The organism is Polyangium sorediatum, from assembly GCF_029946465.1.
Taxonomy (GTDB): Bacteria; Myxococcota_A; Polyangia; order Polyangiales; family Polyangiaceae; genus Polyangium; species Polyangium fumosum.
On sequence record NZ_JARZHI010000027.1, the window covers coordinates 117,175 to 136,465 of the forward strand.

At 70.7% G+C, this 19,291-nt stretch carries 16 protein-coding genes and 1 pseudogene; 9 read left to right on the forward strand and 8 right to left on the reverse strand.

The window, feature by feature from the left end:
- The first annotated feature begins 76 nt into the window (after positions 1-76).
- From QHF89_RS27315 to QHF89_RS27325, 3 genes are read left to right on the forward strand one after another with little or no spacing between them, the layout of a single operon-like run.
- On the forward strand, positions 77-1,564 hold the full coding sequence (locus QHF89_RS27315; protein ID WP_136970588.1) for a DUF2252 family protein: 1,488 nt from the start codon (positions 77-79) through the stop codon (positions 1,562-1,564).
- A 16-nt stretch (positions 1,565-1,580) separates the two neighbouring features.
- Positions 1,581-2,726: a hypothetical protein gene (locus QHF89_RS27320; protein ID WP_136970587.1), complete on the forward strand. Its 1,146-nt coding sequence runs from the start codon at positions 1,581-1,583 to the stop codon at positions 2,724-2,726.
- A 17-nt stretch (positions 2,727-2,743) separates the two neighbouring features.
- Complete coding sequence (locus QHF89_RS27325; protein ID WP_136970586.1) at positions 2,744-3,394, forward strand: lamin tail domain-containing protein; 651 nt, start codon at positions 2,744-2,746, stop codon at positions 3,392-3,394.
- Positions 3,395-3,397: 3 nt separating this feature from the next.
- On the opposite strand, the gene QHF89_RS27330 is transcribed toward QHF89_RS27325, so the two are convergent.
- Together QHF89_RS27330 and QHF89_RS27335 are read right to left on the reverse strand one after the other, a co-directional pair.
- Positions 3,398-6,277, reverse strand: a complete 2,880-nt coding sequence (locus QHF89_RS27330) for a hypothetical protein (RefSeq protein WP_136970585.1) — start codon at positions 6,275-6,277, stop codon at positions 3,398-3,400.
- Between the two features lie 106 nt (positions 6,278-6,383).
- A complete protein-coding gene (locus tag QHF89_RS27335) occupies positions 6,384-7,034 on the reverse strand; it encodes a glutathione S-transferase (RefSeq protein ID WP_136970584.1) in 651 nt (216 codons plus the stop codon).
- Positions 7,035-7,161: 127 nt separating this feature from the next.
- On the opposite strand from QHF89_RS27335, the gene QHF89_RS27340 reads away from it, so the two are divergent.
- Positions 7,162-8,220 carry a hypothetical protein gene (locus tag QHF89_RS27340; protein WP_136970583.1) on the forward strand — a complete coding sequence of 353 codons (1,059 nt, stop codon included), beginning with the start codon at positions 7,162-7,164 and terminating at the stop codon, positions 8,218-8,220.
- Positions 8,221-8,390: 170 nt separating this feature from the next.
- A complete protein-coding gene (locus tag QHF89_RS27345) occupies positions 8,391-8,726 on the forward strand; it encodes a hypothetical protein (RefSeq protein WP_136970582.1) in 336 nt (111 codons plus the stop codon).
- Positions 8,727-8,738: 12 nt separating this feature from the next.
- Here the strand turns inward: QHF89_RS27345 and QHF89_RS27350 are convergent, their stop codons facing one another.
- The gene (locus QHF89_RS27350; RefSeq protein ID WP_136970581.1) at positions 8,739-10,961 is read right to left on the reverse strand and encodes a putative metal-binding motif-containing protein; all 2,223 of its coding nucleotides are present in this window, start codon (positions 10,959-10,961) and stop codon (positions 8,739-8,741) included.
- A 108-nt stretch (positions 10,962-11,069) separates the two neighbouring features.
- Here QHF89_RS27350 and QHF89_RS27355 point away from each other — a divergent pair, with 108 nt between their 5' ends.
- The gene (locus QHF89_RS27355) at positions 11,070-12,470 is read left to right on the forward strand and encodes a histidine kinase (RefSeq protein ID WP_284720994.1); all 1,401 of its coding nucleotides are present in this window, start codon (positions 11,070-11,072) and stop codon (positions 12,468-12,470) included.
- Positions 12,471-12,581: 111 nt separating this feature from the next.
- Here QHF89_RS27355 and QHF89_RS27360 read toward each other — a convergent pair whose 3' ends face one another.
- The 5 genes from QHF89_RS27360 to QHF89_RS27380 all read right to left on the reverse strand — a co-directional run bounded on the left by QHF89_RS27360 (position 12,582) and on the right by QHF89_RS27380 (position 17,220).
- On the reverse strand, positions 12,582-13,727 hold the full coding sequence (locus QHF89_RS27360; protein ID WP_136970580.1) for a site-2 protease family protein: 1,146 nt from the start codon (positions 13,725-13,727) through the stop codon (positions 12,582-12,584).
- 108 nt (positions 13,728-13,835) lie between these two features.
- Complete coding sequence (locus QHF89_RS27365; RefSeq protein WP_136970579.1) at positions 13,836-14,111, reverse strand: hypothetical protein; 276 nt, start codon at positions 14,109-14,111, stop codon at positions 13,836-13,838.
- Positions 14,112-14,178: 67 nt separating this feature from the next.
- Positions 14,179-15,270: a hypothetical protein gene (locus tag QHF89_RS27370; protein ID WP_136970578.1), complete on the reverse strand. Its 1,092-nt coding sequence runs from the start codon at positions 15,268-15,270 to the stop codon at positions 14,179-14,181.
- Positions 15,251-16,549, reverse strand: a complete 1,299-nt coding sequence (locus tag QHF89_RS27375) for a FecR domain-containing protein (RefSeq protein ID WP_136970577.1) — start codon at positions 16,547-16,549, stop codon at positions 15,251-15,253. Before QHF89_RS27375 ends, QHF89_RS27370 begins: the two co-directional genes overlap by 20 nt.
- On the reverse strand, positions 16,546-17,220 hold the full coding sequence (locus tag QHF89_RS27380) for an RNA polymerase sigma factor (protein WP_232379781.1): 675 nt from the start codon (positions 17,218-17,220) through the stop codon (positions 16,546-16,548). Before QHF89_RS27380 ends, QHF89_RS27375 begins: the two co-directional genes overlap by 4 nt.
- A 247-nt stretch (positions 17,221-17,467) precedes the next feature.
- Between QHF89_RS27380 and QHF89_RS27385 the strand changes: the two genes are divergently transcribed.
- From QHF89_RS27385 to QHF89_RS27395, 3 genes and pseudogenes are all read left to right on the forward strand, one after another.
- Positions 17,468-17,680 carry a hypothetical protein gene (locus QHF89_RS27385; protein WP_136932207.1) on the forward strand — a complete coding sequence of 71 codons (213 nt, stop codon included), beginning with the start codon at positions 17,468-17,470 and terminating at the stop codon, positions 17,678-17,680.
- 159 nt (positions 17,681-17,839) lie between these two features.
- A complete protein-coding gene (locus QHF89_RS27390) occupies positions 17,840-18,880 on the forward strand; it encodes a hypothetical protein (RefSeq protein WP_136970576.1) in 1,041 nt (346 codons plus the stop codon).
- Between the two features lie 79 nt (positions 18,881-18,959).
- Positions 18,960-19,291: pseudogene (locus QHF89_RS27395) on the forward strand (hypothetical protein); the annotation flags it as partial.

Consider the following 19,291-nt stretch of genomic DNA (forward strand, 5'->3'; position numbering starts at 1 on the left):
GCATCGCCGTGACGGAAGGGTGTCGCGCGCGCCGCGCGATTGCCTCGACGTGGACGGTCGATTAGGCATCGCCCACGTGAACGGGCCGTCCTCGAAAAGTATTCGTCGTTGCCTCGCGTTCGCGCTCGCGCTCGCGGCGTGTGGCGGCCGGAGCGAGGAGGAGGCGCGCAAGGCCGAGATCACGAGCGTGATGGCGCGGGCCGACGAGCCGCTCCTCCGCGCGAGGCCGCGCCTCTGCGAGGGCAAATACGCGCGGATGGCCGCGAGCGTGTACGATTTTTATCGGGGGACGGTGCCTCTTTCGCTCCACGATTTTCGGGGGAACAACTTCGGCTTCGGCGCCTCCGCGTTTGCGCTCGCCGGGCCGCTCGTGCCTGCGCTCGGCGATCCGCACCCCGAGAACTTCGGCGCGCTGCTCGCGGCCGATGGTACGCTCGCGCTGGAGCCGAACGATTTCGACAGCGCCGAGTTCGCGCCGTATCTATGGGACGTGCGCCGCCTCGTCGCGGGAATGGCGCTCGCCGCGCGCCTGACGAATGCCGACGATCCGGCGGCGCAGGCGGCGACCGCCGCGGCCTCGCGTGACGTCGCCCGCGCCGCGGCGGAAGGGTATGCGGACGCGATCGCCGCCCTCGCGAAGGGCGGGCCCCGCGAGCGGATCACGGAGGGCGGGGGAGATCCGAACCTCGACGATCTCTTCGAGCGTTCGGTCGAGGATCGGGACGCGCGCGCCGAGCTCGATGAGCTTTCGGCGCTCGAAGGCAACGTGCGGCGTCTTCGCCGGGGTGTGCTCGATCCAGAGGAGCCGACGGGCGTGTATCTCGATGTCCCGCCGGCTGCGTATGATGCGCTTTCTGGGGCGATCGAGCGATATCGCGGGACGCTCGTCGAGCCGCCGCCGCCTGCGTTTTTCACGCTGCTCGACGCTGCGCGCGAGCTCGGTTCGGGCGTCGCGAGCTGGGCGCGTGTGCGGGTAATCTTGCTCGTCCGTGGGCCGACGGACGATCCGGCCGACGACGTCGTGCTCGAATTGAAAGAGCTCGCCGACAGTGGGCTTGGGGGCCTCTATCCGCCGGGGGTGTTTTACGACGGCGTCGCCGAGCGCGTGCGCCTCGCGTCCCGCGCGGCCTGGGCCCGGCCCGACGCGGAGCCACTCTGGGGGACGACCGATTGGATGGGGTTCGTCTGTCAGATCAAGCGCGAGAGCGCCGGGCAAAAGACGCTGCGGACGAGCCGCATGCGCGAGGAGCGAGGCAGCCCGGCGGCGCTCGCGAGCCTCGGGCGGAGGCTCGGTGGCGTCGTGGCGCGGGCGCATGCGGCGGATCCGCTGGGCACGTCGTGGGCCGTGGCGGACGTGGCCGCGGTGATCGGTCGGGATCCGGCCGGGTTCGTCGCGGAGCAGGTCGAGGTCGGTGATCGATATGCGGCGCAGGTGGTCGTCGATTGGGGGCTGTTCCGGGAAGCCTTGGAGGAGCGCGGGCCGCGCCTCGGTATCCCGATGGATCCGGCGGATACGCCGCCGCCTGATGTGCGAGCGCTTTATGGCGATGCCCACGCGCCTTGAGGAGCGACGAACCCGCATGCGTAGTTTCACCCTGACGACGATGTTCGCCGTGATGTTTGCTGCCGCGGGACCTGCCGCGGCGCAGGAAACGGCCGCGCCCGCAGCCGCTCCCGCGCGCGTGCCCACGCCTGCGTCCGCCCCCGCCCCCGCCCCCGATCTCGAGGGGACCGCGGCGCCTCCCACCGCGGCAGGCACCACGGGGCTCAAGGTGACACCGGGGCTCGAAATGTTCGCGCAATATGCGGTTCGATGGACCGCGACCGAGCCGGGGCAACGAGCGTGGTTTCACCTGTTCGAGGTGCCTCGGGTGCACGGCGCGATCACCGGAGAGTTTGGCCCGGCCGTGGGGCGCGTCGTGATCGAAGGCGTGCGTTCGGCGAGCGAGGGCGCGCTGATCGGCGTGGCAGGCGATAGCATCGTGCTGCGGCTCCGCGAGGCCTGGGCCGGAGTTCGGTATTCGTCGTGGTTCGTGTTCTCGGCCGGCGTCGTCCCGACGCTCACCGTGCCCGAGCTCGAAGGGACCTGGCGCCTGCGGGTCGTCGGGCCCGCGCCGATCGAGCAAACCGGGATGCTCTCGCCCGCGGACCTCGGGGCGACGGCGCGCGTGAATCTGCCGCGGAAATATGGGTTCGTCGCCGTTGGTGCTTACAACGGTGAGGGGTATACGAACCGCGAGCTGAACCGCGGGAAAAACATCGAAATCGCGGCGTCGGTGCATCCCGCGCCCGGCGGGGCCGCGCGGCCGCTCGCGATTCTCGGGTCGTACGTGGTCGGCTCGTCGGGGACGGGGCTCTCGCGCGCGGACAGGCTGACCGGTTCGGTCCTCTGGCAAGGCATTCGTGTGCGCGCGGGCGCGTCGGTGACGCACGCGTGGGGGCTCGCGGACGACGGCGCGCGGCGGTCCCTGCTCGTCGATGGGTTCGTGCGGCTCGAACCCGTGGATCGGCTGATTTTCGGCGTGCGCGGCGCGTACTGGAATCGGGATCTCGGTGGGGCGGGGGACACGGTTACGACGGTGACGGGTTCGGTCGGGTATCGCGTCGTGCAGCCGCTCGAAGGGCACATTGCGGTGACGCGGCAGGCGCCGGGGGAGGTCGCGAGGGCGGCGCTGCCCGGCTCGGATTTCTGGGAGCTCCGGCTTGCGAGCCGGGTCGTTTTCTGACGAAAGGAGACCACGAGATGGCGCGGATGGAGTTTTTCCTGGCAGGGGTGTTCGTCGCGGCAACCGCCGCCCTCGGCTGCTCGGAGGCGAGCGAGGATCGGCCTCCCACGGGGAGCGCGAGCAGCTCCGCGGGGCAAGGCGGCGGCGGGAGCGGCGGGAGCGGCGGGAGCGGGCAAGGTGGCGGCGGCGCGGGCGGCGCAGGCGCGGCGAAGGTGGTGATCAACGAGATTGCGGCGACCGGCGAGGAATGGATCGAGCTCGTCAACGTGGGCGACGCGGTGATGGATCTCGACGGATACGGGGTCGCCGATCAGGACGGCGACGCGCCGAAGCTCGCGGAGGCCGTGCGTTTCGAGGCCGGGACGAAGCTCGCGCCGGGCTCCTACCTCGTCATCGTCGCGGGCCTCGACGCGCCCGAGGCCGGCCCGCAAGCAGAATGCCTCGCGGAGGGCGGGCCGGCGACCTGTTATCAGGCTGGCTTCGGGATCAGCGCGTCGAAAGGCGACAAGATTTTTCTCCTGTCGCCGAGCGATGCGATCGTCGAGGAGGCGGCCTACCCGGCGGAGGCCGTGGCGGAGGGGCAGACGTTCGGCCGCGTGCCGAACGGGATCGGCGATTTCGAGGCCTGCGAGCCGACGCCCGGCGCGGCGAACACGAAGGCGCCTTGAGGATCAGTTCGGCACGAGGACGAACTTGACGCCCGGGATGTTGATGCCCGGGCCGCCGAGACGGAGCGTGCCTTCGACGAGCGAGATGCTCTGATCGGCCTGGTTCACGGTTTTCACCGTGCCCAGGATCATCGCGGCGTCGGCGACGCCGCTGGGGTTGATCGGCAAGGCGATCGGCTGCATGTAGAGTTTGTCGCCGTCGAGCCGCGCCCATACCTCCTGCCGCTGCTGGTTGCCGAAGAGCTGCGGCTTCACGATCAACGTCATGCCGCCCGGGCGCGGGGTGTCGCTCGCTTCGAGCACGTAATCGAGCGGGGTCATCGAGCCGCCCGGGCCGGGGACCGTGACGGTCATTTTCATGGTCTTCGGCCACGTGCCGATCGCCGGGTTCGCCACGACGAACTCCGTGCTCCGCTCGCCCCAGAGCGCGCCGCCCGAGAGGAACGGGAGGCCCGCCAAGGCGCGGAACCGATATTTCGCGCCGGCCGTGAGTGGCGCCGCCGGGACGAACTCGACGACGCCGCCGGTCACCACGACCGAGCCCGCGACCTTCTCGCCCGCCTCGGTTTCGAGCGTGACGTATTCGGCGGCGAGGTCGGCCGCGGTTTTTCCGGGCTGCGAATCGTCGATCGGATCGGTGAACGCGATGCGCGGGCGAATGTTCGGGTAGACGGCGTCGTCGCTGTCGATGTCGGGCCAGATCCCGAGCGGGTGTGCGCCCTTCGGCGTGAGCTCACGCAAGAACTGGAGCAAATCGGCCTTTTCGTCGGTCGTGAGGTCGGCACCTACGTATTGGATGGCCACGTCGAGCGCTGCTTCGAGGTCGCGCGCCTGTCCCTTCACGAAATACACGCCGTGGCGGTAGACGCCGAGCAGCGAGGGGATGTCCGCCGGCTCGCCCGATTTGCCGACGGGGATGTATTCACGCGACGTGTAGAGCGGCGGCGCGTGGCAGCCATAACAAGCGGCTTTGCCTTCGAAGAGATCCTTGCCGCGGAGCGCGGCCTGCGTGAAGCTGCCGTCGACCCGGGTATGGCCCGTCTCGCGCGGGGCGCCGAGGAGCGAGCTCAAGAAGGCCTGCATGCCGAGCGCTTCCTCGGGCGTGGCCGGGCGGCCGACGATCGAGCTCGGGCCCTGATAGCCGAAATTGTCCGTGTTCGAGACGTACGCGCCCCATTCGAGCGGGGTCGTGGCGTCGAGGAGCTGGAGTGGCCGCACGTTGTGCCAGATCTGCGGGCCGAAGCGCCATACCATGCCGTCGTTCTGCGTTTCGACGTGGCAACTGGAGCAAGCGTGGTTCGAGGCGAAGCCGCCGCCCGGGCGCGTGAAGACGCGCTCGCCGAGGGCGATGTCCGCCGGGCGCGGGTCCTCGGCGAGGGAGACGGTCTGCACGACGGTGCCGGTCGCGTCGAGGAAGCTCGCCTCGAAGCTCTGGTAGCAGTGGATGGCGACGTCGTTTCCGATCTTGACGAGCGCGCGCGCGCCGGGACCGACGGCGGTGCGGCCTTTTTCGGCGAGCGTGGCGCGGTCGAGGGCCACGACGACGTCCGAGGACTCGGACGCGACCCAGATCGTATCGCCGACGCCGAGCACGCCCGAGGGATTGACGACAGCGCCGCCGGAGCCAGATTGCCGCGTGAGATCGGCGCGGCGGAGGACGGTGCCGTAGTCGGGTTTGGCCGGGTCGGCCCCGAGCACGACGACCTCGTGGGAGAAGGGCTCGGCGCCCGGCGCGGATTGCGAGGGCTCGGGGTCGCCGTCGGTCGAGGCGACGTAGAGCTCGGCGCCGTCCTCCGAGAGCGCGATCGACCGGAGATCCGCGGCGACGCCGGAGATCGGGAGCGAAACCTTTTGCGTCTCGGTGTCGACGATCCAGATGTCCTCGTCGTCGCCGGGGCCGTAGGTGCCGCGCGTGTCCTTGATCTTGTTGCCCGAGCGGTAGGAGGCGACGAAGAGGCGTTTTCCGTCGGCCGAGAGCGCGAGGGCGCGGGGGTCGAAGCCGACGTCGATCGTGGCCTTGACCTCGCGTTTGGCGAGGTCGACCACGGCGACCTTGCGCATCGTGGCGAGCGAGACGTAGAGGGTCGCGCCGTCGGGCGCGATCGCGAGGCCGCTCGGCTCGTCGCCGACCCAGAGCGCGTCTTCGAGGACGTTGCGGTCGCGATCGAGGATGCCGACCGTGTCGCCGCCGCGTTGCGCGATGTAGACCTTCTTGTCGCCGGGGTGATGCGCAATCGCCGCGGGCCAAGCGCCGACCGTGATTTCGCCGGCCTTTTTCCACTGGCCATTTTCGGGGACGAGGCGCGTGACGGTGTAGGAGGCGCCGTTCGTGGTCCAGAGCTCGCCGTCGACGGCGGCCGCGCCGTGGAGCGGCGTGAGGTGGTGGTTGCGGAAGCGCGCTTCGGGGGTGCGGGCGACGGCGCGGAGCGTGAGTTCGGTCTGCGCGGGGTCGTTGAGGCGGAAGGTGTAGTTGCCGGGGACGTCGGGCGTGAAGCGCGGCTCGGGGGCGCCGGTGTTGTAGACGGCGTTTTTGCTGTCGGGCGGCGCCGCAACGACCTGCCACGCGAGCTCGGCGGGGCAGCCGGGATCCGTGAGGAAACGCGGCAAATAAAAGGTCTCGCCGAGGGTGTGGGCGCGCGGGTTCTGGAGCGGCAGGAGCGCATCGGCGCAGGCGACGCCGGGGGTGCCGGTGCTCGAGCTGCCGCCGCCGACGCCGCCCATCCCGCCGTCGCCCCCGACGCCGCCTCCACCGCCGCTGCCGGAGGCGCTGCTCGAGCTCGTGGTCGTGTTCGGGTTCGTCGGGTCGTCGCTGCACGCCACCGCCGCAAACGGCGCGCAGCCAACAAGGATCACGAGGAGCTGAGATAGGCGCAAGGATCGCATGGTTTGTCTACCCTTTGTGGAAGGTATGTAGACAGTCGCAGACACACGGGTCCCTTGCAAGGTCTATCTTAGACCTTTTGTGATACGAAACGACCGGGAAGTGGGGTCAGGCCCGCTGGAAGTCCGAGGGGCGGCGGCGGGCGAGGTAGTCCGCGATCGGGGGCAGGGCGCGGATGTCGTCGAGGAAGCGCTGGAGCGAGCCGTGGCCGTCGAGGCAAGAGGAGACGACCTCGCGGTGTGATTCGAGGGTGTCGAAGGCGAAGAAGTCCGCGTGCGTGGGCGCGGAGCCAGCGAAGTAGAGGGCGCCGCGCTCCTCGGATTGTTCGAGCAAACCTTCGAGGGTCGCGCGGAAGCGGGGGAAGACGTCGCGGAAATGCGCGTCGGTGGCGGCTTGATCCTTGAGCCAGCCAGGGTTGTAGGCGACGCGGTTCCACGCGGTCCGGAGCTCGAGGACGGTCTCGGCGACGATGTCGGCGCGGACGCGCTCGTCCTCGTTCGCCCCGTCGAGCCCGAAGACGCGGGCGAGGTGGCGGAGGATAGCCTGGCTCTGCGGGATCACGCGTTCGCCCGCAGGCGTGCGCTCGATGAGGACGGGGACCTGGCCGAGGGGGACGGTCTTCTTGAGGCTCGGCCAGTCGGCGCGCGGGATGCCCCGATCGATGTACGGGGCCTGCGCGTAGGCGAGCAAAAGGCGGATCGACTCGGCTCGGCCGCGGATGTCGAAGTAGACGAGCTCGCGCTCGGGATCGTGGCTCATGCGTCGCGAGGAGACCCGAGCCGGCGAGGGGCGTCAATCGGACCGGGGCCCGTGTTTGCCCTGGAACGCGCGCCCCGCCGAAGAGGCTCGACGCGGCGCGGGATCCCTTGCTAAAAACGCGGACGGCATGCCGACCATCGAGCTCTTGCGTCACGGCCGAGAGATGGGGGCCCGGCTCGCCGCGGACCTCGGCGAGGCGACGCGGGCTTGCATCGCGGTGAGCCGCGCGGAGGCGAGCGCGCTCGGGGTGATCGATCTCGTGGGGTTCGTGGAGCGCGGCGGCGAGCTGATGCTGCTCGCCGGGTTCGACGGGTACGGGACGGAGACGGCGATGCTGCGCCGCTTCGAACGGATGCCGGGCGCGCGTTGCCGCATCTATCACGCATGGAGCGGGACGGCTTTTCTGCCGCGGCTCTACGTGCTCGACATCGGCCCGCGGCGCGTCGTCTACGTGGGTTCGTCGGATCTCGCGGCGTCGGGGCTCTCGCGGGACCTCGCAGTGAACGTGCGGATCGAGGGGAGCGCGTCGGAGCCGGAGCTCGAACGGCCGATGCGGCTCTTCGAGGAGCTCTTCTGGTCGGAGCTGTCGTGGCCGCTGTCGTATGTGTTCGAGGCCGAGTACGAGGCGCTGCGGGCCGCGCGTCGAGCGGCGATCGAGCGCGCGCCGGATCCTTCGGCCGAGGCGCGGCTCGGCTTCGCGGTGGCGGAGAAGCTCGGCGAGCAGCGCGGCAAGGCGTCGGCGCGGCGGCACTTGCTCGTGGTGACGGCGAAGAGCTACGCGCTCTGCATGCAGACGAAGAGCTTCGGGCGGCGGAGGCAGGCCGAGCTCGATCGGTACGGCAAGGGCGATCCGTTTTTTTTCCACGTGACGGGGCGCGGCCGGGGCCTGCGGGCGATGGGCATGTTCACGGGGGAGACGTACCGCGACGAGGCGCCCTCGATCCGGGGGATGGACGGCGGGGCACCGCCATTCCGCAAGAAATTCGTGGTGCTCGGGGAGCTCGGCAAGGAGATCCGGACGCGGCCGATCCTGGAGTCGCTCCGGCCGGGCGCGCCGAAGCACTGGTTCAATGGGTTCGTCCAGGATAGCCATACGCTCTCGATCGAGGACTTCGAGGCGCTCCGCGGGGCGTTCGTGTCGGCGCTCGCCGGGGAGCAGGGCACGTCGAAGGCGAACGCGGGCTGAGCGCCGTCCGGACCGGACCCCGCCCGCGTGCCAGGGTCGTGGGACAAACCTCCGCGACGACAAACCACGGTCCCGGAAAAACCGAGCTTGACGTTCGGGGAAAAACCGAGCATGGAAGAGCCTTGGTCGGGTCTGCAGAGTTCGGCGTCCTTCCCAATGAGGGCCCGTACATGCGTAACAAATCGGTTCGACCCCGAAAAACCAGCATCCGCAAGGACGTTATGGCGGTGGCGACGAGGCGACGAACGAGAGATGTCCGAACGAAGGAGGACGAGGTCCCGCCGGAGCTCCCGACGGAGCTCGCGCTGGGCAGCGACGGTCTGATCTACGTGAATGCCGAGGGCATCGATCCGGCGCGGTATGCCGGGCGCAAGATGTTCACGGGATTCGCGATGACGCCGAGCGAGGCCGAGCGCGCTGTGGAGGAGATCCATCGACTCGCCTTCAACGTGACCGTCAGCGCGCAAGCTGGATCGGCGAGGTCGAAAAAAAAGAAAAGGGGGTGAAGAACGAGTCGTTCAGGGATCAACGATACGAACGTCGAGGAACCAAGGGCCGCTATCCTGGCCGAGCCCATCGATTTGGAGGAAATATACGCCAGGATCGAGGGTGAGGTCGAGGAAGCTTTTGTTTTGGCCGTAACCGACGGCGCAGGCCTTCGGGACCTCGACGCCGGGGCAATCGGGACCTTTTCGAACATCGAGGAGCGTCGTGTACCCCGATCCGCCCATGTCCAGCACGACGCGTTTTTTATCAGACAGGGAGAGCCCGAGGAGCTGGTCACGCGCCCCGCCCTCGGGCCCTCCGCCTTGATCACAGCCCGCATTGAAGCTCGCCGTGGCATTCGCGGTGTTGCCCTGGAAAAAACCGCCCGTCTCGGGAATCATGAGCACGTCGGCGCAGGCGTCGGCGAAGGGGACGACCACAGGCGGCGTGGTCTTGCGGACGAACGCCGTGACCTGCGCGGGTTGGCCGAGGATGGATTCGGCGACGACCCGGTAATCGCCGGCCGGGACGTTGCGCTTGCCGATGCGGAGAGGCGACTGCGAGCCAGCATCGCAGATGAGCTGATCCAAGGGGTCGGCGCACGCCGGGAGGGCGAGCGTGACGGCGCCGGTGTCGCCCTGGGAGATGCGCTGGACGAGGAGGACGTCGGAGGCGACGGGCAAGGAGAGCGTGTAGGCCGCGTCGACGGCGCCCGGCAAGCAGCCGAGCTGCACGTCGTCCTGCCGATCGAGGAGGTCGACGTCGAGGGTGACGTTGGGCGTGAGCGCGGGGGCGCCCTCGCAGGTTTCATCGGGGAGAGGCTCGGTGGGCGGCTCGATCACGACGGTCGTGGAGACGATCGTGGGCGCGCCGGCAGCGACGGCGACGTGGTACGTGCCCGCCGGGAGCGCGTGGCGGAAGACGTCGACGATCGGCGCGCCCTTGCAGGTGATCTCGTCCTCGGGCAGCGCGCAGTCCGCGTCGCGGAGGGAGATGACGGGGAAGCCGTCGCCGTCGACGGAGCTTGCATAAACGTGGACGTTCGCGGGGGACGCGAGCTCGAAGCTGTAGAGAAGCTCGCCGGTGAGCGGCGCGCAGGAGATGCCGACGTCCGTGGCGGCGTCGACCAAGGTGGAGAAGAAGGGCACGCCGAAGGAGATGGGCTCGGCCGTGCCGCAGGTCTCGTTCGTGGGAACGGGCTCGGGCGGGAGGAAGGCGACGTCGAGGATGACGGGCGTGTCCGCGTCGGCGAAGACGTAAAGCGGCAGCGCGGTGGTCTTCGCAGGATCCCCGAGGCCGCGGCCGCGGATCTTGGCGAAGCGGCCGCCCTGGGGGTGGAAGAACGACGTGCCGCAGGTGATCTCGGTGGAGGGATCTCCGCACTGGCCGAGGAGGGCGATGGCGACGTCGGCGCCGTTCGTCCGGGCGGTGATCTCGACGTCGAGGGGCGGGCCCGCAGGGAGGACGATGGCGGCGACGACGTCACGCGCGGCGGGCTGGTTGTTGACGTTGCACGAGGCGGCGAAGTTCGAGGCGGCGGCGGTGGTGTCGATCGTGTAGGCGCCGGGCGCGTCGATCACGAGGGGATCGCTGCAGGTGTCGTGCTTGGGGGAAGCGCAGTCGCCTTCGTCGACGGCGCCGTCGCAGTCGTCGTCCTTGCCGTTCGCGCAGACCTCGGGGAGCGCGGGGGAGACCTTGGGATCGTCGTCGTTGCAGTCGCCCTTGGCGATGCAGTGGCCGTCGGGCGCGCCGTCGCCGTCGGCGTCGCGCAGGACGTGGGTGCAGGCGCCCGTGGACTCGACGCAGGTGTCGATGGTGCAGACGTCGCCGTCGGAGCAAGCGACGGGAGGGCCGGGGAGGCAGCCGAGCTTGGGCGCGCAACGCTCGACGCCGTCGCAGTAGACACCGTCCTGGCAAGCCGCGTCGTCGGGGCTGTGGCGGCAACGCGCGATCGAGATGTCGCAGGCGTCGACGGTGCAAGCGATGGCGTCGTCGCATTGCGTGTCGTCGTTGCAAGGGCCGCCGAGGGTGTCGTCGGGCGTGCCACCGTCGTCGGGATTACCGCCGCCGGTTCCGCCGCCCGTCCCGCCGTCGGGGTCGGTTGCGCCGTCGGGACCGGCGTCGAGGGTGAAGGGGTTCGGCGCGGTGGATGGCCCACAAGCGCTCGCGAGCGCGGCCACGGGGAGGAGGGCTGGGATCCAGCGAAGATGTCGCAGGAGCCGGGGCCGCGGAGCCTTCGTCTCGGCGCTCGTCATGGCAAAGGAAGAGGAGGCAGGTCCGCCTTCAGCGTAGCAGGGCAGGACGGGTTCTGGCATCATGCGTCGGCGCGATTTCTCGAAGAAAGCGCAGAGGACGGAGATCGGGTGACGAGCGATCGATTGACGCGCAACGAGCTGACGTGGCTGCTCGCGCAGGAAGCCCGCACTGCAGCGCAGAAGCTCCGCCAGGGAGTGATCATCCAGGACGGGCCCCCGGGCTCCGTTCGCGTGCCCGACGGCGAGAGCACGGTCGCCGTGGAGACGACGCTGAACCAGCTCGACGAGGCCGTCGGCATGCTGGCCTCGCTCCACGGGCATCCCGCGAGCCGAGGGCGGCGAGGCAAGATCGATCTCGCGCAGCTCATGTGGGAGGTCGCGCCCGAGGCGCGCGTGCAGATCGAGATGGGCGAGGGCACGACGGTGTTCGGCGACGAAGCCGAGCTGCGTCGCATGCTGCTCTTGCTCGTCGGTCAAGCCGGCGACCCGGCGAACGCGAAGGGCACCTCCGAGGTGAGCGTGCGCCGCGAAGGCGAAGAGGTGAAGGTCAGCGTGGTGCTCGGTCCCGACCAGCCCGCGACATTCGAGTCGGAGCGCGCGTGGCTGTCGCGCATGGCGATCCGGCACGGCGGGCGGCTCGAGCTCGACGGCTCGATGCAGACGCTGGTGCTGCCGGCCGACGTGGACATGCAGCGGCTGGAGCTCGAGAACCTGAAGCGCGAGCTGAAGGCCGCGCAGGAGCAAGGCGAGGCCTACGCGAAAGAGCTCGCGGCGGTGTTCGCGAGCGGCAACGCGAAGGTGTCGAGCTTGCCGCCGGCGAGCGCGTCGATCGAGCCGGTGAGCAGCGAGGGGCTCGCGGTGCTCGTGGCCGGCATGCGTGGGCTCGTGTCGGAGCTGCGCGGCATCTTCTCGGCGATCACGCGCGACCTCTTGCCGCTCCGGGATCGGCAGGGCGAAGTCGGCGACATCGTGGCGAGCGCGATGCGGCACGTGACGGCGGCGTCGGAGACGATGGGGGACCTCGCGCGGCTCGGCGCGTGCCCGATCGGCGAGCTGCCGCGGCACGTGGACATCGCCGAGGCGCTGCGGGATGTGGTGCGCGACGACATGGGGCGCGCAGCACGGCACGACGTGCGCGTGACGCTGCACGCGCCGCAGAGCGCGTACGAGGTGACGCAGATCGGGGCGCTGACGGTGCTGATGCACGCGCTGCTCGATCATGCGATCAGCGCATCGCCGCCGGGCACGGAGGTGGTGCTGACGCTCGCCGAGCATACGAGCGGCGGGTACGCGCTCGCGGTCGACGACGCCGGGCACCCGCTGCCCGAGGCGGCGAGGACCGGCGTGTTGAGCCGTGATTTCGAGGTGCTCGCGGCAGGTCGTCCGGCGGGAATCTCGCTCATCGCCGCGACGGCGGTGGCGGCGCACGTGCGCATGCACCTCGAGATCGAGGATGCGCCGAGCGGCGGCGCACGCGTGCGTCTGATCATTCCGAAGATGAGCGCCTAGAGCAGCGAACGAGTCGCTGCTCTGCGAGGTCGCGAAGCGAGCTCGCCTCGGGGGATGAATCCGCCGGGCATTGCCTGGCTGAGAGGGGGACGCGAGGCGTCCCCCTCGGGACTAACGACCCCGTCCGCCGGCCGCACCGAGGAGCGCGAGCGCGCGCTGCAGGTCGGCCGGCGTCACGAGACCCACGACGTGCTCGCCTTCGTCGAGCACGAGCACCGCTTCCGCTTCTCCACTCACCAGCGCATCGAGCGTGGCCGCGGCGTCGTCCCGGGTGTGCACGCGTGGCACGTCCGTCCGCATGGCCTTGCCTACGGTCGCGTCGGGCACGCGGTGAAGCTCGGGACGCGCGAGGTCCCACGCCGTCACCACGCCGAGCACGTGCTCCGGATCGAGCGCGTCGTGCTCGTGCGCATGCGCGTGCCCGTTGTCGACCACGAGCGCGCCCGCGAGGTTCTGCCGGAAGAGCCGCCGCGCGACCTCGCCCGCGCGTTCGTCCGCGTGCGCCTCGCCGAGCCGATCGGTCATCACCTCGGCCACGGGCAAACCTTCGAGGACCTGCCTCCACTGGCTGCGCCCCTGCTCGCCCGCCGCGCCCATGTACACGAACACCGCGATGAGCACGAGCAGCACGTTGAACGAGAGCAGGCCGAAGAGGCCGAAGATCACGGCCATGCCCTTGCCGATCGTCGCGGCCACGCTCGTCGCGCGTCGGATGCCGAGCCGCGTCGAGAGGAGGCCGCGCAGGACGCGGCCGCCGTCCATCGGGAAGGCGGGCAGGAGGTTGAACGCGCCGAGGACCGCGTTGGCGAGCGCGAGCGCGAGGAAGGCGACGCGCACCTCGGCGAGAAGCGGCAAGAGCGAGGCGAGCCAGCAAGCGACGGCGATGCCGAAGCTCGACAGCGGCCCGGCGAAGGCCATCCACGCCTCGCGCTCGGGCCGCACGTCACGCTCCATGCGCGAAACGCCGCCGAGCATCATGAGCGTGATCGATCGGACGCGGACGCCGTTCGAGACCGCGACGAGGCAGTGCGCGAGCTCGTGCAGCAGGATGGAGACGAAGAGCCCGACCGCGAGGATCGTGCCCCACACGAGCGGCGGCAGGTGCAGATCACTCCGCGGGACGCCGACGGCGTCAGCGATGGCCTTGAACTGGGAGGACGTGACGAACGCGACGTACGGGAGAAACAGGACGAGCGTGATGTGGAGCTTCACGGGGATGCCGCGAATGCGGAAGATCGTCCAGCCTCGGTCCAACATGGTGGCTCCTCCGGTGGCAGCGCGCGCGCCGGGCCGAGCTGCTCCCCCGGCGAGGGGGCAACACGCGTGCCCCGAGGTCGCTCGACGCGCGGCGAGGCAGGAGGCGCGTTACGCGGCCTCGTCGACCACGTCGCTGTCGATGTGGAAGCCCTCGCCGTCGGGCGTGCTGATGAAGCGCAGCGCGCCCGAAGCTTCGAGCGCGTCGCAGAGCTCCTCGGCTTCGAGCTGCGAGACGCCGAACCGCTCGCAAAGCGCGTCGCGCATCGCCGTCTTGCCGGGAAGGTAGTCGGCGCCGACGAATGAGCCGAAGCGCGCGCGCAGCGCACGCCCCGCGCTCGCAGGCCCGAGCACGAAGGTCTCCTCGGGCTCTCGCTGGTGTTGCATCGAAAGACTCCCCCCGAGGTTCATGGAGACGCGCCGCCGAGGCACAAGGCCCCTTCCTCGCGAGCGATCAACGGGGGTTCGTCAAAACGGATCGGGCGAGAGGGTGCTCGAGTTGCAATGCGAGGTCCACGCCGAGCCAGAGCCCCTCGACGGTGCCGCCGAGCCCGCCCGCGGTCTCGAAGCGCGTGGGCCGGAGGATGGCGCCCGGGCTCACGTGAAGGCCGAGCCACGCGGGGCCGAACGCGCGCACGTCGACGCCGAGCAGGCCGCCCGCGCGGCCGGACCACGCGTCTCGCGCGCCGAGGATGCCGTCCGTCGCGCGCGCGTCGCCGAGGTGCAGGAAGCCGAGCGCAGCGTCGGCGCCGAGCGCGAGGCGGACCGACGAGCCGAGGTAGACGCGGTAGTCGACCGCGAGGCCGACCTCGAACCAGCGCGTGGGGCCGGCGCTCGTGGGGCCCGTGAGCCAGCGAGCGGTCGCGCGCTCGCTCACGCCGGCGCCGCGGAAGCCGAGCGACGCGCCCGCGCCCCACAAGGTGCCGGACGAACCGGGCAGGAAGGCGAAGCTCGGCGCGGCCGACCAGACGATCGCGGGGGCGCGCCGCGCAGCGAGCTCGAGCTCCTTCGGCGTGGGCGTGCGTGGGGCCGGGGCTTTGCGGGGCCGGAGCGGGCGTGCCTGCGCGCGGACGAGCTCGTTCGCGGCGATGGCCACGAGGCGCGCGGCGACGTCGGGGTTCAGGCCGCCGATCAGGAGGAAACGTCGCGCGGCGGCGCGCTCGGCGAGCCGGGCTTCGATGAGGACCTCCGACGGGCTCGGCAGGTCGATCCACACGTGACCCACGTCGTCGCCGAGTGGACCGCTTGGGCCGGGCGCGAGCGTGCCCGTGTCGTCGAGCTCGATCTCCAGCAGGCGGCGCACGCGGGACTCACCGCCGAGCGCCTCGGCGGCGGCGCGCGAGAGCGAGAGGCGCACCTCGACGCGGCGCGGGGCCGTCGTCGCCTTCGCTTCGGCAGGCGGGCTCGGCGCGGGCGCGGGGCTTTCGGCGCGCGCGGCGCTCGGGGAGAGGACGAACGTCACGAGGGTGGCGAGCATCGCGCGCGGGAAGGGCGACGACGACGACGAGCGCCACGCGCAGAGCGTTTCAGGGCGCGCTTGCGTCACCGGCTCCCGCGTCCGGTGATGCTTGGGGCTCCTCCTGCGTGGGCTCCTCGCCCGAGAGAATACGCTCCACGTCCTCCTTGCACCGGCCATCGGGGTACTTGTTCGAATACTCCGTGCCCATGCGCGCCGCCTCATCCTTCCGACCGGCGCGGTGCTCGGCGCGGATCTGTTTGCAGAGGGCGTCCTCGGCCAGCACACCTTTGAGGCTCCGCGCGCGCTCGAAGTACTTTTGTGCTTGATCGGCCTGGCCCATCTTCTCGTACATGCCGCCGAGCGTGAAGGCCGCGATCTCCGCGTACGGATCGTTCGGGAAGCCTTCGACGACGCGGGTGAGCGCGAGCAACGCGGCCGAAGGATCTCCGCCTTTGGCGCGGGCGATGTCGCCGATCACGACGAGCTCGGCGGCGCTCCTCGACGACGCGATGGCGCCTTCGATCCCACCAGGCTGCTGGCGCAGGAGCTCGAGGGCCTGGGCGAGCTCGCCTGCGTTGTACTTGGCGCGCCAGTCGGGCGCCGCGATCGCGACCGCCGGCGTTTCGGGGCGCAGCGGCAGCGCGAGCGTGCGGGGAGAGATGTCGCGGGGCATCGGCGCGATCGTGCGGCGCGGGCGCGGATCGGGGTTCGTCGGATCGTCGTGCGGGGCCTCGGCGAGCGCGATCATCGGCACGGCTTCGAGACCATCGCCGCCCGAGAGCTCGCGCGAGCCAGCGGGCCAGGAGACGCGCGCCGATCCGCTCGCCACGCGCACGTCGATGTCGGCCTCGTTTCGCCGGACAAACACCACGCTGCCCGCACGCGCGAAGAGGGCTGCGCCTTCGGCGACGAGCGCGATCTCCGCGGCCTTGGGCGCGCTGGCCGTGTCCACCGAGGCCTCGCCGCGCAGGAGGCGCAACGTCACGGCTTCGCCTTCGCCACGCTCGACCTCCACGGTGGCGCCGGGCGAGAGGGTCAACGTGCCGCCGCCGGGCAGTGGATAACTTGCTTGCCGGGTCCCTGCGGCGAGCACGCTCGGCGACGCATTGTTTTCGGCTGCGATCGCGCGGACCTCGGTCGGACCGCCTTCGCCGCTCGAGCTCGACCCGACGTAGAGGCCCGCGCTGAAGGCGGCGACGGCAGCGGCGGCGACGGCGAGCAGTGTGCCCGTCATGCGTGCGCGTTCGGGCTCGCGGCGTCCGGGCAGATCGTGCTCGAGACGGTCCCAGACGCGCTCGATGCGCGCCGGATCCGCGTGATCCCGCAGGTCTTGCGGGCGCAGGGGAGGCACCACGCGGCGGGTCATTGGTCCACCTCTTTGCTCACCGGTTCTTCCTTGCCGGTCGGGTCGACGAAGTGTTCGTCGAGGAAGCGTTGTGCGCGCGTGATACGACGTTTGACGGTGGCGAGCGAGCACCGCGTGAGCCCGGCGACCGCTTCGAGCTCGTGCCCGTCGATGCAGCGGAGCGTCCAGGCGATGCGCTCGTCCGAGGGGAGCGTGCGCAGGAGCGCGTAGATCTGGGCGAGCTGCGCGCGCACGTGCGGCGAGGCCTCGGGGCTCGCGATCGCGTCGAGATCCACGGGCTCGCTCGCGCGGCCGAGCCCGAGGAGGTTCAGGAGCTTGCCGCGGCGCATGCGCGAGCGCACCGCGTGCACCACGATCGAGCCGAGCCAGCCGCGGAACGCCGCGCGATCCGTGAGATCACGCAGGCGCTCGAAGGCGCGGAGGAACGCGTCGTGAACGATGTCCTCCACGTCGCGCGGCGAGCCCTCGATCCGCGTGGCGAGGTTGATCGCGAAGGCCGCGTGGCGCCGGTAGAGGATCTCGAGGGCCTGGACGTCGCCCTCTGCGCCGAGGCCGACGAGCTGCGCGTCGGGCAGGTCGGCGAGGGCGGAGCGCCTGCCTTTGGGGACACGCGAGGTCTCGGGCGGGCGCTTGGCTTCGGCGCGATCGTCGGCGATGGGAGTCGCGGCCACCTCATCGCCCTCGTTCGTGGGGCGGGGCGATGGCTCGACGAGCCGCAACCGACCGCGCTGAAGTCTCGGCGCCATTTTCGTTAATCCTGCGTGTCTAAGGACGCTCAGGGTGTGGCAGGTGGCTCACGGCGGCTACAAAGATTTTTTTGAAGTTCACGTGAGCCGTTCCAGGGACCTTGGGCGTCCAGGGGAGTGCCGCAGGTCGGACGTCTGCGGGAGCTTCTAGCTAGTACGGAGGATCACAAACATGATCAAGCACATCATCCTCGCTCTCTCGGTTTCCCTCCTCGCGGTCGCCTGCGGCGGCGCTCCGGCGGAAGAGGCGAAGTCGCCTGAGGGTGCCCCGGCCGATGCGAAGCCGGCCGAGGGTGCTCCGGCCGATGCGAAGCCGGCTGACGGCGCCGCTCCGGCGGGCGACCAGGCTGCGCCGCCGGCTGGTGGCGAGGCCGCCCCGAAGTGAAACGACTTACACCCCGGCGATCCGCTTTCCGCGGATCGCCGGGGTGTCCTTTTTTGTGCGCCTGAAAGAAGACCGCGCAGGCGCGCAGCACGGGGATGCCTCGTCGGGTAGGATCGAAGCTCGCTCGCTTCGTTTTCTTCGTATCGACAGGTGGATCCCATGCAGAGCTCGCGGCGCTTCGTGCAGAGGTCGTTCGTCGGGGTGATGTTGCTCGGCGCGCTCGGCGCGTTGTTCCCCTTCGCCGGATGCGGCCGCACGAGCATCACGCCCGCGGAGGGGGGAAGCCTGGGCGGCGACGGCGCGTGTGGCGACGGCACGTGTGATCCCGAGGAGACGTGCGCGACCTGCGCGCAGGACTGCGGGTTCTGCGCGGGATGCGGCGACGGCGCGTGCACCGGGATCGAGGCCTGCGAGAACTGCCCCGTCGACTGCGGGGTGTGCGCGAGCTGCGGCGATGGAACGTGCGGCGACGGGGAAAGCTGCGCGACGTGCGTGCTCGACTGCGGGGCGTGCGCGGGCTGCGGCGACAAGACGTGTGATCCGAACGAGAGCTGCGCGACGTGCCCCGTCGATTGCGGGCTCTGCCAGACGTGCGGCAACGGCGCGTGCGACGCGAGCGAGACGTGCGCGTCGTGCCCCGGGGACTGCGGCGCGTGTTCGAGCTGCGGCGACGGGTTCTGCACGTCGCCGGAGGACTGCCTTTCCTGCGCGCCCGACTGCGACGCGTGCCCGAGCTGCGGCGACAAGGAGTGCGACGCGGGCACCGAGAACTGCTTCACGTGCCCCGGAGATTGCGGAAAGTGCGCGGGGTGCGGCGACGGCATCTGCACCGGGACCGAGACGTGCGCTTCGTGCCAGGCGGACTGCGGCGTCTGCTCGGTGTGCCCGAACGGCAAGTGCGAGGCGTTCGAGACGTGCTCGATCTGCCCCCAGGACTGCGGGACGTGCCAGACGAAGGGTTGCCTCGAAGTGGTCACGTGCGCCCTCGGGTGCCTCGATCTCGGCGCGAATCCTCCGAAATTCAGCGTGACGTGCGTGGCGAACTGCGTCGCCCAGGGCTGCGCCGACGTGCAGTTCTTCGTGGACCAGGTGCTCACCTGCGCCGTCGGCGTGCTTCCCGACTGCGGCGGCGACTTCGGGTGCATCCAGTCCGAGTGCGGCGCGGAGTTCGCGGCCTGCATCGGCGCGAAGTGCAACTGACGCCCGTCCCCACGTGAAGGAGGGCCTCCACTTGCCCAGGGCTTGCTCGATCGACGGGCAAGCCGTGTAGCATCGACGCGTGGCCGAGAAAGACGAGCGCCCCGACGAGCCGAAGGCCGAGGACAAACCCGCCCCGCAAGCGCGACCCGCCATGATGTCCGTGGACGCGGGCTGGGACGTGCCGGACAAGGGGAAGCCCGCAGCGCCCGGGAAGCCCGCGCCGCCCGCGCAAGCCGCGCAAGCCGCGCAAGCCGCGCAGCCGCCGCAAGGCGCGTCCGCGCCGAAGCCCGCTCCGCCTGGCAAGGTCGTGCCCGCGGTGGGGCCGCTCCCGCCGAAGCCCACGACGACCGTGGTGCGCGCCGCACCGGAGCCCGCCGCCGCCGCGCCCGCGCCGCTTCCGCCGATGGCGCC

What these genes read in the sequence shown, in the direction of transcription:
- QHF89_RS27330 (WP_136970585.1), bottom strand. Translation starts at nt 6,277, where the DNA reads ATGCGATCCTTGCGCCTATCTCAGCTCCTCGTGATCCTTGTTGGCTGC.
- QHF89_RS27345 (WP_136970582.1), top strand. Translation starts at nt 8,391, where the DNA reads ATGCGTAACAAATCGGTTCGACCCCGAAAAACCAGCATCCGCAAGGAC.
- QHF89_RS27360 (WP_136970580.1), bottom strand. Translation starts at nt 13,727, where the DNA reads ATGTTGGACCGAGGCTGGACGATCTTCCGCATTCGCGGCATCCCCGTG.
- QHF89_RS27365 (WP_136970579.1), bottom strand. Translation starts at nt 14,111, where the DNA reads ATGCAACACCAGCGAGAGCCCGAGGAGACCTTCGTGCTCGGGCCTGCG.
- QHF89_RS27325 (WP_136970586.1), top strand. Translation starts at nt 2,744, where the DNA reads ATGGCGCGGATGGAGTTTTTCCTGGCAGGGGTGTTCGTCGCGGCAACC.
- QHF89_RS27350 (WP_136970581.1), bottom strand. Translation starts at nt 10,961, where the DNA reads ATGACGAGCGCCGAGACGAAGGCTCCGCGGCCCCGGCTCCTGCGACAT.
- QHF89_RS27340 (WP_136970583.1), top strand. Translation starts at nt 7,162, where the DNA reads ATGCCGACCATCGAGCTCTTGCGTCACGGCCGAGAGATGGGGGCCCGG.
- QHF89_RS27375 (WP_136970577.1), bottom strand. Translation starts at nt 16,549, where the DNA reads ATGACCCGCCGCGTGGTGCCTCCCCTGCGCCCGCAAGACCTGCGGGAT.
- QHF89_RS27385 (WP_136932207.1), top strand. Translation starts at nt 17,468, where the DNA reads ATGATCAAGCACATCATCCTCGCTCTCTCGGTTTCCCTCCTCGCGGTC.
- QHF89_RS27335 (WP_136970584.1), bottom strand. Translation starts at nt 7,034, where the DNA reads ATGAGCCACGATCCCGAGCGCGAGCTCGTCTACTTCGACATCCGCGGC.
- QHF89_RS27320 (WP_136970587.1), top strand. Translation starts at nt 1,581, where the DNA reads ATGCGTAGTTTCACCCTGACGACGATGTTCGCCGTGATGTTTGCTGCC.
- QHF89_RS27390 (WP_136970576.1), top strand. Translation starts at nt 17,840, where the DNA reads ATGCAGAGCTCGCGGCGCTTCGTGCAGAGGTCGTTCGTCGGGGTGATG.